This is a genomic window from Bacillus sp. TE9106W (genome assembly GCF_054062215.1).
The window spans coordinates 24666-39279 of sequence record NZ_JBSSFA010000012.1; the positions used below are offsets into that span (position 1 = coordinate 24666).

At 36.7% G+C, this 14614-nt stretch carries 18 protein-coding genes and 1 riboswitch; of the genes, 11 read left to right on the forward strand and 7 right to left on the reverse strand.

Annotated elements, in window-relative coordinates; genetic code table 11:
• The first annotated feature begins 8 nt into the window (after nucleotides 1-8).
• The 3 genes from ACVWY7_RS19765 to ACVWY7_RS19775 all read left to right on the forward strand — a co-directional run bounded on the left by ACVWY7_RS19765 (nucleotide 9) and on the right by ACVWY7_RS19775 (nucleotide 2845).
• Entirely contained in the window at nucleotides 9-689 is a 681-nt protein-coding gene (locus tag ACVWY7_RS19765; RefSeq protein ID WP_456523938.1) for an ABC transporter permease, read from the forward strand.
• A gap of 24 nt (nucleotides 690-713) precedes the next feature.
• Nucleotides 714-1394 carry an aspartate/glutamate racemase family protein gene (locus ACVWY7_RS19770; protein ID WP_456523939.1) on the forward strand — a complete coding sequence of 227 codons (681 nt, stop codon included), beginning with the start codon at nucleotides 714-716 and terminating at the stop codon, nucleotides 1392-1394.
• A gap of 149 nt (nucleotides 1395-1543) precedes the next feature.
• Nucleotides 1544-2845, forward strand: coding sequence for a PepSY-associated TM helix domain-containing protein (locus tag ACVWY7_RS19775; RefSeq protein WP_431175126.1), 1302 nt, complete (start codon nucleotides 1544-1546; stop codon nucleotides 2843-2845).
• 37 nt (nucleotides 2846-2882) lie between these two features.
• On the opposite strand, the gene ACVWY7_RS19780 is transcribed toward ACVWY7_RS19775, so the two are convergent.
• From ACVWY7_RS19780 to ACVWY7_RS19790, 3 genes are all read right to left on the reverse strand, one after another.
• Nucleotides 2883-3098 (reverse strand): hypothetical protein, encoded by a 216-nt coding sequence (locus ACVWY7_RS19780; protein WP_000825361.1) that lies wholly within the window; start codon nucleotides 3096-3098, stop codon nucleotides 2883-2885.
• A 61-nt stretch (nucleotides 3099-3159) separates the two neighbouring features.
• Nucleotides 3160-4224, reverse strand: coding sequence for a tetraprenyl-beta-curcumene synthase family protein (locus ACVWY7_RS19785; RefSeq protein ID WP_001102457.1), 1065 nt, complete (start codon nucleotides 4222-4224; stop codon nucleotides 3160-3162).
• A 37-nt stretch (nucleotides 4225-4261) separates the two neighbouring features.
• On the reverse strand, nucleotides 4262-5065 hold the full coding sequence (locus tag ACVWY7_RS19790) for an alpha/beta hydrolase (RefSeq protein WP_000267411.1): 804 nt from the start codon (nucleotides 5063-5065) through the stop codon (nucleotides 4262-4264).
• A 74-nt stretch (nucleotides 5066-5139) separates the two neighbouring features.
• Between ACVWY7_RS19790 and ACVWY7_RS19795 the strand changes: the two genes are divergently transcribed.
• From ACVWY7_RS19795 to ACVWY7_RS19805, 3 genes are all read left to right on the forward strand, one after another.
• A complete protein-coding gene (locus tag ACVWY7_RS19795; protein ID WP_000640199.1) occupies nucleotides 5140-5652 on the forward strand; it encodes a gamma carbonic anhydrase in 513 nt (170 codons plus the stop codon).
• A 143-nt stretch (nucleotides 5653-5795) separates the two neighbouring features.
• The gene (locus ACVWY7_RS19800; RefSeq protein WP_000868591.1) at nucleotides 5796-6329 is read left to right on the forward strand and encodes a phosphatase PAP2 family protein; all 534 of its coding nucleotides are present in this window, start codon (nucleotides 5796-5798) and stop codon (nucleotides 6327-6329) included.
• Nucleotides 6330-6341: 12 nt separating this feature from the next.
• Nucleotides 6342-7484, forward strand: coding sequence for a glycosyltransferase family 4 protein (locus ACVWY7_RS19805; RefSeq protein WP_001261628.1), 1143 nt, complete (start codon nucleotides 6342-6344; stop codon nucleotides 7482-7484).
• 282 nt (nucleotides 7485-7766) lie between these two features.
• Here ACVWY7_RS19805 and ACVWY7_RS19810 read toward each other — a convergent pair whose 3' ends face one another.
• Together ACVWY7_RS19810 and ACVWY7_RS19815 are read right to left on the reverse strand one after the other, a co-directional pair.
• Nucleotides 7767-8369, reverse strand: coding sequence for a molybdenum cofactor guanylyltransferase (locus ACVWY7_RS19810; RefSeq protein ID WP_071736629.1), 603 nt, complete (start codon nucleotides 8367-8369; stop codon nucleotides 7767-7769).
• A complete protein-coding gene (locus ACVWY7_RS19815; RefSeq protein ID WP_000117130.1) occupies nucleotides 8366-8875 on the reverse strand; it encodes a MogA/MoaB family molybdenum cofactor biosynthesis protein in 510 nt (169 codons plus the stop codon). The genes ACVWY7_RS19810 and ACVWY7_RS19815 overlap by 4 nt, the downstream gene beginning before the upstream one ends.
• A gap of 237 nt (nucleotides 8876-9112) precedes the next feature.
• On the opposite strand from ACVWY7_RS19815, the gene ACVWY7_RS19820 reads away from it, so the two are divergent.
• Nucleotides 9113-9292 (forward strand): hypothetical protein, encoded by a 180-nt coding sequence (locus ACVWY7_RS19820; RefSeq protein ID WP_000424805.1) that lies wholly within the window; start codon nucleotides 9113-9115, stop codon nucleotides 9290-9292.
• Nucleotides 9293-9298: 6 nt separating this feature from the next.
• Nucleotides 9299-9478, forward strand: coding sequence for a hypothetical protein (locus ACVWY7_RS19825; protein WP_000486784.1), 180 nt, complete (start codon nucleotides 9299-9301; stop codon nucleotides 9476-9478).
• A gap of 41 nt (nucleotides 9479-9519) precedes the next feature.
• Here the strand turns inward: ACVWY7_RS19825 and metK are convergent, their stop codons facing one another.
• Nucleotides 9520-10719 (reverse strand): methionine adenosyltransferase, encoded by a 1200-nt coding sequence (gene metK / locus ACVWY7_RS19830; RefSeq protein ID WP_000163125.1) that lies wholly within the window; start codon nucleotides 10717-10719, stop codon nucleotides 9520-9522.
• 169 nt (nucleotides 10720-10888) lie between these two features.
• A riboswitch (SAM riboswitch) is annotated at nucleotides 10889-11010 on the reverse strand.
• A gap of 228 nt (nucleotides 11011-11238) precedes the next feature.
• On the opposite strand from metK, the gene pckA reads away from it, so the two are divergent.
• Both pckA and ACVWY7_RS19840 read left to right on the forward strand, forming a co-directional pair.
• Entirely contained in the window at nucleotides 11239-12825 is a 1587-nt protein-coding gene (gene pckA, locus ACVWY7_RS19835; RefSeq protein WP_000108802.1) for a phosphoenolpyruvate carboxykinase (ATP), read from the forward strand.
• A gap of 289 nt (nucleotides 12826-13114) precedes the next feature.
• A complete protein-coding gene (locus ACVWY7_RS19840; protein WP_000788120.1) occupies nucleotides 13115-13312 on the forward strand; it encodes a hypothetical protein in 198 nt (65 codons plus the stop codon).
• Nucleotides 13313-13709: 397 nt separating this feature from the next.
• Here the strand turns inward: ACVWY7_RS19840 and ACVWY7_RS19845 are convergent, their stop codons facing one another.
• Nucleotides 13710-14093 carry an ATP synthase subunit I gene (locus ACVWY7_RS19845; RefSeq protein ID WP_000624931.1) on the reverse strand — a complete coding sequence of 128 codons (384 nt, stop codon included), beginning with the start codon at nucleotides 14091-14093 and terminating at the stop codon, nucleotides 13710-13712.
• Between the two features lie 278 nt (nucleotides 14094-14371).
• Between ACVWY7_RS19845 and ACVWY7_RS19850 the strand changes: the two genes are divergently transcribed.
• Nucleotides 14372-14593: a hypothetical protein gene (locus ACVWY7_RS19850; RefSeq protein WP_000639043.1), complete on the forward strand. Its 222-nt coding sequence runs from the start codon at nucleotides 14372-14374 to the stop codon at nucleotides 14591-14593.
• Nucleotides 14594-14614 lie beyond the last annotated feature (21 nt).

Genomic DNA, 14614 nt, shown 5'->3' on the forward strand with positions numbered 1-14614 from the left:
GGTTCATTATGTTCGCGCTTATTCGTTATCACTTTCTCGACTATACAAAATCGTATAAGTACGTCCCTCCTATTGCGATGTACTTTATGAGCTTACTTTTTGTATATGCATATAAACCGACTCCTATTGTACCGACATATTTAGAAACAGCACTTGTACTTTATTTATTATCTGCCTGGATTACAGTCACAATTTTTCATACGGAAGACCCTGTACAAGAGCAAATCACTATTTCACATACAAATAACATTTCCGCATTATACGTTGGTAAATATATTACGGCTCTTCTCATTTGTACTGTATTATCTTTTATATCCGTAATCTACCCAATTATTTTGCAAATGTTTAATGAGAAAATGACAGTTTCTTTATTTCTAGTCGGATTTCTCTCTCACATGTCTTTCTCTATACTAGGAATTTCAATCGCAACATTATTTACTAGAAATACGATTCAAAAAGCAGGCACTGCTTGGCTTAGTCTTACATTTATATTGCTTATAACGATTGCATCTATCCGGTTTAAAAAAGAGTTCTTATGGTTTTTACCACCTGTCGAAAGCTTTCTAATGCTTGGACAATACAAATATAATATACTGACTCACACGCTATGGCTCACAGCATGGGCTATCGTATATTCATTTTTATTATTTACCTTATTTCTTTTTATCGTTCGCAAAAAACGTTTTTAATTACATATTAAAGGAGACGAAACAATGATCGGAATACTAGCAGGAATGGGGCCAAAATCAACTGGACCATTCGTTGATACAGTTGTAGCAGAGTGCCAAACAATATACGGAGCAAAGCATGATATGGACTTTCCCCATATGATGATTTACTCGTGTCCAACACCGTTTTACATGGATCGCCCTATTGATCATGAAGCGATGAAAAAAGCGATTATTGAAGGGGCACAAAAACTTGAAAGTACTGGCGCAAGCTTTATCGCTATGCCTTGCAATACAGCGCATCTTTATTTTGAGGAATTACAGCAATCTCTTTCTATTCCTATTTTGAATATAGTTGATGAGACGTTAAAAGCAATTCCTGAAACTGCCAAAAGAGTCGCTCTTCTCGCAACGGAAGCGACTGTTCGAGCTGAAATTTACCAAGATGGGATTGCAAAGCGTAATATAGAGTACATTCATTACGAACAATGGCAGGAAAGCATTAATCAAATTATTACTTATATTAAATCTGGAGAGGTTGAAGAAGCTCGCGAATTGTGGAGTGCCCTCGTTTTACAATTGAAAGATGAAGTTGATACTGCAATTATCGCATGTACCGATTTGAATGTGTTGGCGAGTGAGGATTTTATTGATTCCTCTCAATGTCTTGCGAAAGCGGTTGTTAGGATGTATCTATCAAATACAAAGAGATCTTCAGAAACATAGAAAACATCACTTTTGAAATATGTTTTTTGTTTGATAAAAATCCCCAAAACTTTTAACTTTCTTCACAATTCTTTCAAAGTAATCACACTTAATCTCGCTATATTAAATAAGTAGTTATTCATATAGGGAAGGTTAGGGGAACTGAAAGTATGAAAGTAAATCGTTCGCTTCATTACATTTTTTGGCGTTGGCATTTTTATGCTGGGCTTTTTATTACGCCGCTTCTTATTACGTTGTCACTGAGCGGAATTGGGTATTTATTTCGGGAGGAGGTTGAGGATTTCATCTATAAAGATTTATATTTTGGGAAGAGTGCTCAAACAGAATCTATTTCGATGGCTGATTCTATTTCCTTAACAGAGAAAAAATATCCACATTATAGTGTGGCGAAAATTAGTGAGTTTGATGGGGATTATAATACGAGACTTACGATTGCAAATGAGTATACTGGGCAACAAAAATATGTGTATTTAGATAATAATAATCAAATTGTTGGGGATCAAAACGCAAGTGAAACGTTTGCCAATATCATGCGGGAATTACATAGTTCTCTTTTAGTTGGTGGCACTGTCGTTAACTATACTGTAGAACTTGCGGCATGTTGGACAATCTTCTTAATTGTAACTGGGTTGTACATGAGTATACGCCAATTCAAAAACACACCGGCATCCAATAAGCGAGAAAAAGCAAAACGACGTCATTCTATTATCGGTATTATATTTACAATTCCTCTCGTTTTGTTAGTTGCATCTGGATTGCCATGGTCAGGATTTATGGGTAACCAAATTTATAAAATTGCATCGTCAAATGAATCACTCGGATATCCGAAATTGTATATGGCACCGCCTGAATCGAAGGTAAAAGAATTGCCGTGGGCAACTAGAAAAGAAGCACCTCCTGAATCGAATTCGAATGAACCGAAAGCAATTTCAGTTGATACATTACAAAAGGAAATTGAAATAAAAAAGCCATATGTTATTTCACTACCAGCTGATCCAAAAGGTGTGTTCACTGTTTCAAAATCAAGCGGCTCCGGTATTACAGGTATGCATGTTGCACCAAATGAAGAAATAACAGCTTATTTTGATCAATATAGCGGAGAACTCATTTCCAAAACGGATTATCGTGATTATGGATTACTTGCGCAATGGTTCACTTACGGTATCCCGCTTCATGAAGGACATTTATTCGGATGGCCAAATAAAATATTATGCTTACTAACGACATTATCTTTATTACTTCTCATTTATTACGGAATAAAAATGTGGTTAGCAAGGAAGCCGAAAGGAAAATTAGCAGCACCTCCTAAGCAAAGAGATAAGAAAAGCATAATCGTTTTCTTTATCATGATGGTTATACTAGGCGCTGTCATGCCTTTATTTGAACTGTCTGTGTTAGTTATTTTCGCGGTTGAACTTCTTATATATGTATTTTCCAAAATACGATCATAATGAAAAAGCATTTGTACTCTCGTGTACAAATGCTTTTTTATTTACTATTCGTTTGTTTTTTTCTACTACTTACTAAGAAAACGATATCTACAATAATAATTGCGCCAATTATTACTTGTGGCACATAATCCATCATAGTAGGACCACTTGGCCTATTCATCATCATATACATTCCAGTTACAAATGAAATGGTAAGTAGTACGAGTAACGTTACCTCAATATTGTCATATAGCTTTTGAAACAATCGCTTCATTTTCGACACCACCTTTACCATATTATAACAAAAAACCACTCTACATGAGTGGTTTTCTTCATCACTGCGCTGTTTTCTTTCGGTACATCTTCCCGTTCCAATAGAAGAATCGTGAAGTGAGGCCCCCGTATTTTACAATGCGCCGTGCCATTTTGTGCATATTCTTTTGCGCCGATACTTTTTGATCTGATAAATAAATACCAAGTAATCCTCGGCTTATGAGACGATGAAACTTCGCATGAGGCAAATCACCAATGCTCTTCTCTGCTTCTTCTACAAAATGTTTCATACGATCTAATATCACTTGCTCGTTTTCATAATAACTACAGAAATTCAAATCCCCGCCGATGCGGTCTTCTTCTTGATCAATGAAATAATCAAGTAAGATATGAAGTCCTTGTACGTAAGGAAAATATCCTTGTCTAATTTTCGCAATATCTTCATCATGTAATTCATCATGAAAGGCATATGCGACAAGACAGAAGATTCCAAGCGTAGAACCGGCACATGCTGAAAATTCAAACCAACTCATCTCAGGTAAGTTTTCTTTATGTGCTTCAAACCATGTTTGTAATCGTGGTTCTCTTTCTTCTAATTTCACATGTTTATGAATTTGCAGATCACAATAATAACAAGCAAGTTCATGAAGAATAGGAGCAATTTTGTCATAATGCTTCGTTTTCTTTAAAACATCTTGGCATGTTTCAACAAGTTCATCTAAATAACCACCATCATCTTGATCATCACGATAGCGATAATAATTACCGCCACCTTCTACTTCTGGTGATAATGCCATTAACATAGATTCATGAAGTGCGGCAAAATCATTCGGATCAAGTGATGTACTGCGATCACATAAATTATCTAAGTAGTCACTAATCGTTTGATATGCGACGATAAAACGAATACATTCCTCACGGTGTTCATTTGCTAATAGCGCTAAAATGCCACCGCCTTCGCAATGAAACGTTTTATGCTCAATACTTGCGATTGCCTGACTATGAAGCTCATCATTCGGAATATGGTAGGCACGCTCTTTCCACATCGCTAGCTCATGGTGTACAACCGGAAACACATCACGGTATACTTTCGCCATGAGCGTTATGGGATTACTCGGTACGTTCACTTCTTCCTTCATCTCCTCTATTCAATGTACAAATAATTTACTTATTTGTTTCTATTATGTTATTGATGCGTATTTCAGTAAATGACTGAATATAATTCAAAATTTCATCACGCTCATACTCATTTAATAACTCGTGATAACAATTCGGCCATTCTTTAAAAGCCTTATCACTTATTTTAACATTATCAAACCAAGTGCGGACACGTGTTTTATCTACAAGTTTATCCTCACATGCTTGCATTAGCAAGAGCGGAACATCTGGAAAATCATCTATTTTTTTATGAGCGATTTCAATAGACTTAATCAATTCACTATACCAACGTACTGATACTTTGCGCAAGAACAACGAATCGTTCTCCATCGCATCTCTCACTTCATGATTACGCGTTGACATTTCCACTGTAAGATTCGTTGCAAATTGTAACTTCGGAGCGATAATATTTAATATTTTTGAGGCAGCTTGAAGCGGTGCAGAAGGTCCAGCTAATGCGCCTAAACATGGCGAACTTAAAATAATGCCGTCTACATCTTCTCTCTTCGTCTCTTGCATCATACGAATGACAATAAGACCACCCATACTATGACCAAATAAAAAGATAGGTAATCGATACTTCCTTGCTTCTTTTACCCATAATTTAACTTCCTCTATGTATTCATCAAACGAATCAATATGTCCTCTATTTCTTGAAGTCGTTCCGTGTGACGGAAGGTCGCCCATCACGACGTGGTAGCCGATATGATTCCACATTTCCGCAACGGCTTCATAGCGTCCGTGGTATTCCATTGCGCCATGTACAATAACGATTACAGCTTTTGCTTCCTCTGCTTCATAATTCCACATACGGCTTTCCTCCATTTCACTCTTTTTCATAATTTGGTACACTGAAACTAGTCTCTAGGAAAGGAAGGCTTTACATGATATATCCTTACAAAGAAAAAAATCCGAAAATTGCGAGTAGTGCTTTTATCGCTGACTATGTTACCATTACAGGCGATGTCTCAATTGGCGAGGAATCAAGTATTTGGTTTAATACAGTCATACGTGGTGATGTATCACCAACAATCATCGGAGACCGCGTAAATGTACAAGACCAATGCACACTCCACCAAAGCCCCCAGTATCCTCTTATTTTAGAAGATGATGTTACAGTTGGGCATCAAGTTATTTTACATAGCTGCCATATTAAGAAAGATGCTTTAATTGGAATGGGATCTATTATATTAGATGGTGCTGAAATTGGCGAAGGAGCCTTTATCGGTGCTGGAAGCCTCGTTTCACAAGGAAAGAAAATCCCGCCGAATACACTAGCTTTCGGTCGCCCAGCGAAAGTCGTTCGTGAGTTAACAGAAGAAGACCGTAAAGACATGGAGCGAATTCGCACGCAATACGTTGAAAAAGGCCAATATTATAAATCATTACAAAAATGATTTTACTGCTGCCATAATACTGGCAGCTTTTTTATATAAAATCTAACTTTTTCTTTACAAAACATTATTACTCCCTCAACAAAATCTTATTAAAATAAAAGCTAATATCTCCATATATATGTAGATGAGGGAGGAGAATTTTCATGAAGGTCAGTGGATTATATAAAATAGAATGTTACATTTTCAGAGAAATTAACCGCTACTTTGATCAAAAAACGTTAAATATCTTTTTCAGCAATATTACTCATATTGGTGGCGCGACTTTCTCTATCGCACTCACACTGTTCTTTTTAATTTTCGCAAGTGGAACTTTGCATCAAGCTGCAATTGCAACTGCTATTTCGTTAGCAATTAGCCATATTCCTGTGCAAATATTAAAAAGATGGTATCCACGAAAACGTCCTTATTTAACAATTCAGGATGCAAAATATCCAGTCCATCCATTACAAGACCACTCTTTCCCGTCTGGTCACACAACAGCCGTTTTCTCTGTCTTTATTCCATTTATTTGCTATAATCCAAGCTTACTTATTTTCCTATTACCGTTAGCATTATGCGTCGGTATTTCGCGCATTTATTTAGGGCTTCACTATCCGTCTGATGTATTCGTCGGTATGTGCCTAGGCACTTGCTCTGGCATCATCTCTTTTTATCAATTCATCCCACTTTTCACATAAAGGAGTGATATGATGAGAGTCGCCATTTTTACCGATACTTTTACGCCACAAGTGAACGGGGTTGCGAAAACGTTAGAGCGGTTAACACGATATTTTCAGAAAGAAAAAATCGCCTATTCTGTTTTCGCCCCTCAGCATACAGCTGAAGATAATTTCGTAGCGAATGTGAACAAGATGAGAAGTATCCCATTAACAATATTATATCCAGAATGTCGCTTTTCTTTTCCTACTCCGCGCATTAGACGAGAACTTCTTTCCTTTAAACCTGACATGATTCACATTGCTACACCTTTCAACATGGGACTTTGTGGATTGTATTATGCAAAAAAGTTAAACATCCCAGTTGTCGGTTCTTATCATACTGATTTCGATGCTTATTTACGCTATTATAAAATCGAATTTCTCTCCAATATGCTTTGGAACTATTTAAAATGGTTTCATAGTCATATGCAAAAAAATTTCGTACCCTCTCCTGAAACGTTACATCAATTAAAACATAAAGGCTTTCAGGCCCTCTCTATTTGGGGACGTGGTGTAGATTGCACACTTTTTCATCCATCTTACAATACAGACCTATTCCGAAAAAAATATAATATTACAGCGAAGTATGTCCTTTCCTATGTTGGACGGATTGCCCCTGAAAAAGATATTGATACGTTGCAAAATCTTATCGTTAAATCAGCGCATACTCGAAACGATATTCATTGGCTTATAGCAGGAGACGGTCCTCTAGCAACAAGTCTTCGTGAAGCTGTTCCGAAAACAACTGTCACGTTTACTGGCTATTTACAAGGCGTGGATTTAGCTGAAGCATATGCTTGTTCTAACATGATGGTATTTCCATCAGCTACTGAAACATTTGGAAATGTTGTACTTGAATCGCTTGCATGCGGTACACCTGTCATCGGTGCAAATAGTGGCGGAGTTAAAAATATTATTACAGATGGAAAAACGGGAATTCTTTGTCCCCCAAAAAATGAGGACGCATTTCTATCATCCATTTATTTTTTATTGCAAAATGAAGAAAAACTGGAGCAGATGGGAATAGCAGCTTTATCTTATGCGAAATCAAAAAGCTGGGATGAGATCTTTCGTGGCTTGCTTAACCAATATGAGGAAGTACTTCAGCATAACGCATCAGAGTTACTTGCTTAAATAGAAAAACTCCCTTCAAAAAACGAAGGGAGTTTATTATACAATTGTAAAATTCACTTAAATAAATGATACACAAGGTGAAATATCATATTATTTCTATATTCATTATAACAAAAACAAACATAAACAAATAGACTTGTAATAAAAACCCATAAAAATTAATATATGGTTATACAGTATTTTTACTCTGTATAGTGATTTTAAGAATTCCCCTTAAAATCAACTTACTCACATACCTTTATACAGTAATTGTTCCCCAATTTCTGTATACCAAAAAACCTTTCATTCATTTGAAAGGTCTTTTTGAGCCTGCACATATTCTTCTTTCGTATTTACATTGATAAACCAATCCGCATTTGCTTGTACATCTTCACCAGCAATATATTTCACATTACATTGTGATAAAAGCTGAACCATACTTCTTTTTTCTTCTTGAAGCAAAACATAAATCTTTTCTTTCACGCGGTTATGGTACGCTGCAAGTAACGGCTGTTTTCTTCCATTAATAATAGGTACAACTGCATCATATTCATTACTCGTTTGCCCTAATAAAATGGTGAACCACTCATGTGAAACATTTGGCGCATCACATGGCATAATAGCGTACCAATCTGCTTCTATATATTCCATACCTGATACAATTCCAGCAAGTGGCCCGTTCCCTTTATAGTGCGGAATGTCTTCTATAACAGGCACTTGTACGAGTTTCTCTACTCGCTCTTTTATATCAGAATGACTAATGACTACAACTTCTTGGAGCGTGCTTGTCATCACTTTCAAAATATGCTCAATAAACGTACTACCTTGCCAACTCGCTAACGCTTTCGGCTCACCAAATCTACTCGACATACCACCTGCTAATACAATTCCAGCATACTTACTCATTGGCGATGCAGCTCAAATGTAATATGACCTAGTTCTGGTAAAATTAATTTATTCATCGCAAGGCGAACCGCTCCGCTAGACCCTGGCATTGAAAAGACTACTTTGCGCCCAATTGTGCCGCCGATCGCTCTACTTAACATTGCACTACTTCCAATATCCTCTAAATAACTAATCATGCGGAACAACTCACCAAATCCGACAATTTCTTTATCTAATAATGCTGATACTGCTTCAATTGTGACATCGCGCTTCGTAATACCAGTTCCGCCATTTGTTAATACAACATCTACATCTTCCTTATGATAACCAGCTAACACCGCTTGCTGAATACTTTCTTTATCATCTTTCACAATTTCATAAGAAGTCACTGTATGGCCTGCTTCTTTTAACAATTCATGTAATAGTTGACCGCTCTTATCTGTTTCTTCTGTACGTGTATCGGAAATTGTTACGATCTTGCAGCGCACTTCTTTTGGCGCTTGTTTTTTATGTTCGGTTACGCTCATTTTTTTATCTTTCCTTTCCTAAAGGCTTTTCTTCATTTTATCATACATACCTTTACACAATTATGTATGAAGCCGATAATACGCCATGATACAATATAAGTATACTAACCCACAAAAAGGAAAATAAATTTTCTTCTACTCCTAGACTACACATCTTTAGCTACCCTTTATATTTTCTTTCTAATGGAATTCAATTTTAAAACTTGTACTAAAAAATAAATCGGAGGTCTACATATTATGGAACTTTATAAAAAATTAACAACAACATTCATCCTCTTATTCGTTGCTTCCATCACTGTCGGTTTTTCTCTAAAAGGCGCAATTCCATACGCGACATTGGTGAGCATTATATTTGCGACACTATTTTTACTAAGCAGTGCTTTTTGCGCAGGTAAAGCACGTCAAATGAAAGGTTGATTACATATGTTCCAGAAGAAACCAATCCTTTGTAAATCATGTGAAAAGGAAATACAAACGTATGAAAAGGCTTGGATTCATATGCCATTTCCAGCAAGTGGCATGACGAATATGAGAAAGTATATTGAGCTAGAAGGCGAAGTGTATTGCAAATCATGCATTCAAATTGTAAGTAAAACGAAATAAAAAAAGCTTTGCGCTCACTGCGCAAAGCTTTTTTTCATATATTATAGACCAGCTTGCTCTTTTAAAGCTGCAGCTTTGTCTGTACGTTCCCATGATAGATCTACATCAGTACGTCCGAAGTGGCCGTAAGCTGCTGTTTGTTTGTAAATTGGGCGACGTAAGTCTAGCATTTTAATAATACCAGCTGGGCGAAGATCGAAGTTGTTACGAACTAGTTCTACTAATACGTCTTCAGATACTTTACCAGTGCCGAATGTATCAACTGAAATTGATACTGGTTGTGCTACACCGATTGCGTATGCAAGTTGTACTTCTGCTTTTTCAGCAAGACCAGCTGCTACGATGTTTTTCGCAACATAACGAGCTGCATATGCTGCAGAGCGGTCAACTTTCGTTGCATCTTTACCAGAGAATGCACCGCCACCGTGGCGAGCGTATCCACCGTAAGTATCAACGATGATTTTACGTCCTGTTAAACCAGCATCACCTTGTGGTCCACCAATTACGAAGCGGCCAGTTGGGTTAATGAAGAATTTCGTTTCTCCATCGATTAATTCTGCTGGTACTACAGCTTTAATTACGTGCTCTTTTAAGTCGCGATCGATTTCTTCCCATGTAACATCTGGGTGATGTTGTGTAGAAATTACGATAGTATCAACACGTACTGGTTTACCATTTTCATCATACTCAACTGTAACTTGCGTTTTTCCATCCGGACGTAGGTATGATAATGTATCATTTTTACGTACTTCAGTTAAACGGCGAGCTAATTTGTGAGCAAGCGAGATTGGAAGTGGCATTAACTCTTGTGTTTCATTACATGCGAAACCAAACATTAAACCTTGGTCTCCTGCACCAATTGCCTCAATCTCAGCGTCAGTCATTTGACCTTCGCGTGCTTCTAGCGCTTGGTCAACACCCATAGCGATGTCAGCAGATTGCTCATCGATAGATGTTAAAACTGCACAAGTTTCTGCATCGAATCCGTATTTTGCGCGTGTGTAACCAATGCCTTGAATTGTTTCACGAACGATTTTTGGAATATCTACGTAAGTAGAAGTCGTAATTTCCCCCGCTACCAATACTAAACCAGTTGTTACAGTTGTTTCACAAGCTACACGTGCATTTGCGTCTTTTGATAAGATCGCATCTAAAATTGAATCAGAAATTTGGTCACAAATTTTATCTGGATGTCCTTCAGTTACAGACTCAGATGTGAACAGATGACGTTTTTTTGTCATGTGGTAAACCTCCCTACAGTAATTGTATATATTGTACGGAACTCATCCTTAATTTGCCACAGATTGCGACATACATTTATTCTCCCACACAAGCATACAGAAAAACCTTTCCTACTTTATATAGAGGAAAGGTTTAATTTGCTACTTGCATACTGCTTTTTGCCCTTCGCTCTTATCGTTCGAGACCTGTAGCCTCGCACAGGTTTTAGCACCTATTCACCTGTATTTACCACTACAAGTGAGGTTGCTGGGCTTCATCGGGCCTGTCCCTCCGCCAGCTCGGGATAAGAGAGTATCCGTCCCAACCTATACTAAAGAAATGATATTCATTTGTCAATTAATATTCACATTTTCGTGAAAGTTTTTCTCAATGCGCCTAAAATGAAATATTAATAAGGAAATAATGTATTCACACAAACAAAAAGAAATAAATAGTATACATTATTTATATAATTGTGTTATACTCTTGTTGGGGATTACGAGAAATATTTCATTAAATGAAAAGGATGGTATATAAATATGAGTACTGTGAATGTCCAAATTGGTTTACACGAATTATTGAACGGAAGCAATGCACAGATTCAACTAAGTGTTCCGCAATTAGTGGAAAAAGTATTAATGCGAAATGAAGGGAAATTAACTTCGACTGGTGCCGTTTCTGCTTCAACTGGAAAATATACAGGACGTTCTCCTAAAGATAAATTTATTGTGAAAGAAGCATCGGTTGCTGACAAAATTGCTTGGGGAGCTGTGAATCAACCGATTTCTGAAGAACATTTTAATAAATTATATACTAAAGTTTTAGAATACTTAAAAGAAAAAGAAGAGTTATTCGTCTTCAAAGGATTTGCAGGCGCGGACCGCAATTACCGTCTACCAATCCAAGTTATTAATGAATATGCATGGCACAATTTATTTGTACATCAATTATTCATTCGTCCAACTGAAGAAGAATTAACGACTCATGAATCAGAATTCACAATTGTTTCTGCACCGAATTTCAAAGCTGATCCAGCTGTTGACGGTACAAACTCTGAAGCATTCATTATGGTTTCATTCGAAAAACGTATCGTACTAATTGGTGGTACAGAATACGCTGGAGAAATGAAAAAATCAATCTTCTCTATTATGAACTTCTTACTACCTGAACAAGATATTCTTTCTATGCATTGCTCTGCAAACGTAGGTGAAGAAGGCGACGTAGCACTATTCTTCGGTTTATCTGGAACAGGTAAAACAACATTATCTGCTGATCCAAACCGTAAATTAATCGGTGATGATGAGCATGGTTGGTCTGATAACGGTGTATTCAATATTGAAGGCGGTTGCTACGCAAAATGTGTAAATCTTTCTCACGAGAAAGAACCACAAATTTTCGATGCAATCACATTTGGATCTGTTTTAGAAAACGTTATCATTAATGACCAAACGCGTATCGCAGACTATAACGATACTACTTTAACAGAAAATACTCGTGCTGCATACCCTATGCATGCGATCGACAATATCGTATTGCCAAGTGTTGCTGGACACCCAAATACAATTATTTTCTTAACTGCTGATGCATCTGGCGTATTGCCTCCAATCAGCAAGTTATCAAAAGAACAAGCTATGTACCATTTCTTAAGTGGTTACACTAGTAAACTAGCAGGAACAGAGCGCGGCGTTACATCACCGCAAGCAACATTCTCAACTTGCTTCGGTTCACCATTCTTACCACTTGATGCATCTCGCTATGCTGAAATGCTTGGTGAAAAAATCGAGAAACACGATGCAAAAGTATTCTTAGTAAACACTGGCTGGACTGGTGGCGAATACGGCGTTGGTAAACGTATGAACTTAGGTTACACTCGTGCAATGATTCAAGCAGCATTAAACGGTGAACTTGCGAAAACTGAAACAGCTAAACATGACATCTTCGGTCTTGAAGTTCCACTTCACGTACCAGGTGTACCTGATGAAGTGTTAATGCCTGAACAAACTTGGGCTGATAAAGCTGCTTACAAAGCAAAAGCAATCGAACTTGCAAATGAATTCAAAGCTAACTTCAAAAAGTTCGACAGCGTATCTGAAGACATTATTAACTTAGGCGGTCCAATCGCTTAAGTGCAAACTTTCTGTTGGAATAACCCTTTACTCATATGAATAAGTGTCGTGTAACCGTAAAGTTTCGCGTACTCACCGACAAAACCCAATGCGGCTTAACGGTTACACACACTTACATAAAAAAGAAGCTTACGTTTTTGCGTAAGCTTCTTTCTTTATCTTATATAAAGTAAAACGTTAATCTCTTCATCTGTGACTTCGTTTGTTAATTTTCAGAAATTTCACTTTATAGTTATTTATTTTTAGTTTCCTATGATATAATTTACATATATAGGAAGGAGAGAAGCCTATGAAAAATTTTTCTCGTACAGGAAAAATTTTATTCAGTTATGGAGCGATCCAAATGTTTTGGGGACTTGTAATGCTTAACGTTAGTTTATTTGAGCATACAAGTGAAACGATAAAATATATTATTCTAATTACCGGAATAGTTTTTTGTATTATATCCAACTTTTTTAAAGAACCTAAGAATCATACTAATACGTAATTTCATTTTAACTTATTGGAAGCAAAAAACTGTATTTTATGCAAAATTTCGCTTCCTCTTGTAATATCATCACTTACCCCAGAGTAAACCCATTTTCACATAGACAAATTACGGCTTGGAATATATAAACTTTATCCCTACTCGTTACATCTCTCTGGTTTCACATCGCATGGAGCTAAAAAAGGCCCTGACCACTTCTATCCCCCTTTGGATCCCCCTTCCAGATTAACCCATTTTCACACAGACAAATTACAGCTTCGAATATATAAATTATATCCCTACTCGCTACATCTCTCTGGTTTCACACCGCATGGGGCTAAAAAAGGCCCTGACCGCTTCTATCCTCCGCTGGATCCTCTCTTCCATCTAAAAAGAGGCTTTTTATCTTTTTATCTTTTTAACTCTTCGTTAATTCTTTCTCATCTTTCATACTATAGTATCCTAAATTCACAACAATTAAGAAATAACCGCCCATAATCCCTACTGCAAATGCCCACATCACCATATGGTGCTCAATTTCGTACATAATAATAGCGCCTAAAATAGCAGCGGCAAAACGATTAAACATACCGAGCGTCGGCGCTTTCGTTTTCTTTACGATACTATCTCCAAGCTTCTCAATTCGTCTCCCTAAAAGCCAAACGCAATACATACTTACGATAAGTCCGATTCCTGCACCTAAAAAATGTGCTGAAAACGGTGTTACCATCCAGCCTAGTAAAAGAATACCTAGTATATAATACGATTGAATTTTAAACGACCTTAATGACATACTAATCATGCTGTTCTCCTCTTCCGTAATTTTTATCTATCCAACAAGAAATTTTTTCAAGTTTATACTGCTTACATTCATTTCACTCAAATTAAAAACAACATAAACGGTATGTTTATGTTGTTTAAATATTTTTAGAAAATAATATTATACAAGATTTCAAAGATCATACCCTCATAATTTGTGACGTTTTTTCAAACATTTTTCGTCCATTTATGAAAAAAATGATATCAATCTATGAACATACGGATATGATGTAATAAGTACACAAATAAAGGGGGCGTCTAATGATTTATTTTTTAATGGCTCTCATTCACCTTATTATCCCTGCACTTATTGGACTTTCATTGTATTGGTACACGAAAAACCATAGTATTTTCTACGCTGTCCTCGGTGTCCTTCTTCCGGGTATTATTCTGATCACTCTCTTCCGTATTCCATTTTTAAACTTAATTCCACTTATTACTGCGATCTTATTTCTCGTCTTCTTACCAAAAATAAAAAAATAGGAAAGCAGATCATAGGTGATC

What these genes read in the sequence shown, in the direction of transcription:
- ACVWY7_RS19765 (WP_456523938.1), top strand. Translation starts at nt 9, where the DNA reads ATGTTCGCGCTTATTCGTTATCACTTTCTCGACTATACAAAATCGTAT.
- ACVWY7_RS19770 (WP_456523939.1), top strand. Translation starts at nt 714, where the DNA reads ATGATCGGAATACTAGCAGGAATGGGGCCAAAATCAACTGGACCATTC.
- ACVWY7_RS19775 (WP_431175126.1), top strand. Translation starts at nt 1,544, where the DNA reads ATGAAAGTAAATCGTTCGCTTCATTACATTTTTTGGCGTTGGCATTTT.
- ACVWY7_RS19780 (WP_000825361.1), bottom strand. Translation starts at nt 3,098, where the DNA reads ATGAAGCGATTGTTTCAAAAGCTATATGACAATATTGAGGTAACGTTA.
- ACVWY7_RS19790 (WP_000267411.1), bottom strand. Translation starts at nt 5,065, where the DNA reads ATGTGGAATTATGAAGCAGAGGAAGCAAAAGCTGTAATCGTTATTGTA.
- ACVWY7_RS19795 (WP_000640199.1), top strand. Translation starts at nt 5,140, where the DNA reads ATGATATATCCTTACAAAGAAAAAAATCCGAAAATTGCGAGTAGTGCT.
- ACVWY7_RS19800 (WP_000868591.1), top strand. Translation starts at nt 5,796, where the DNA reads ATGAAGGTCAGTGGATTATATAAAATAGAATGTTACATTTTCAGAGAA.
- ACVWY7_RS19805 (WP_001261628.1), top strand. Translation starts at nt 6,342, where the DNA reads ATGAGAGTCGCCATTTTTACCGATACTTTTACGCCACAAGTGAACGGG.
- ACVWY7_RS19810 (WP_071736629.1), bottom strand. Translation starts at nt 8,369, where the DNA reads ATGAGTAAGTATGCTGGAATTGTATTAGCAGGTGGTATGTCGAGTAGA.
- ACVWY7_RS19815 (WP_000117130.1), bottom strand. Translation starts at nt 8,875, where the DNA reads ATGAGCGTAACCGAACATAAAAAACAAGCGCCAAAAGAAGTGCGCTGC.
- ACVWY7_RS19820 (WP_000424805.1), top strand. Translation starts at nt 9,113, where the DNA reads ATGGAACTTTATAAAAAATTAACAACAACATTCATCCTCTTATTCGTT.
- ACVWY7_RS19825 (WP_000486784.1), top strand. Translation starts at nt 9,299, where the DNA reads ATGTTCCAGAAGAAACCAATCCTTTGTAAATCATGTGAAAAGGAAATA.
- metK (WP_000163125.1), bottom strand. Translation starts at nt 10,719, where the DNA reads ATGACAAAAAAACGTCATCTGTTCACATCTGAGTCTGTAACTGAAGGA.
- pckA (WP_000108802.1), top strand. Translation starts at nt 11,239, where the DNA reads ATGAGTACTGTGAATGTCCAAATTGGTTTACACGAATTATTGAACGGA.
- ACVWY7_RS19840 (WP_000788120.1), top strand. Translation starts at nt 13,115, where the DNA reads ATGAAAAATTTTTCTCGTACAGGAAAAATTTTATTCAGTTATGGAGCG.
- ACVWY7_RS19845 (WP_000624931.1), bottom strand. Translation starts at nt 14,093, where the DNA reads ATGATTAGTATGTCATTAAGGTCGTTTAAAATTCAATCGTATTATATA.
- ACVWY7_RS19850 (WP_000639043.1), top strand. Translation starts at nt 14,372, where the DNA reads ATGATTTATTTTTTAATGGCTCTCATTCACCTTATTATCCCTGCACTT.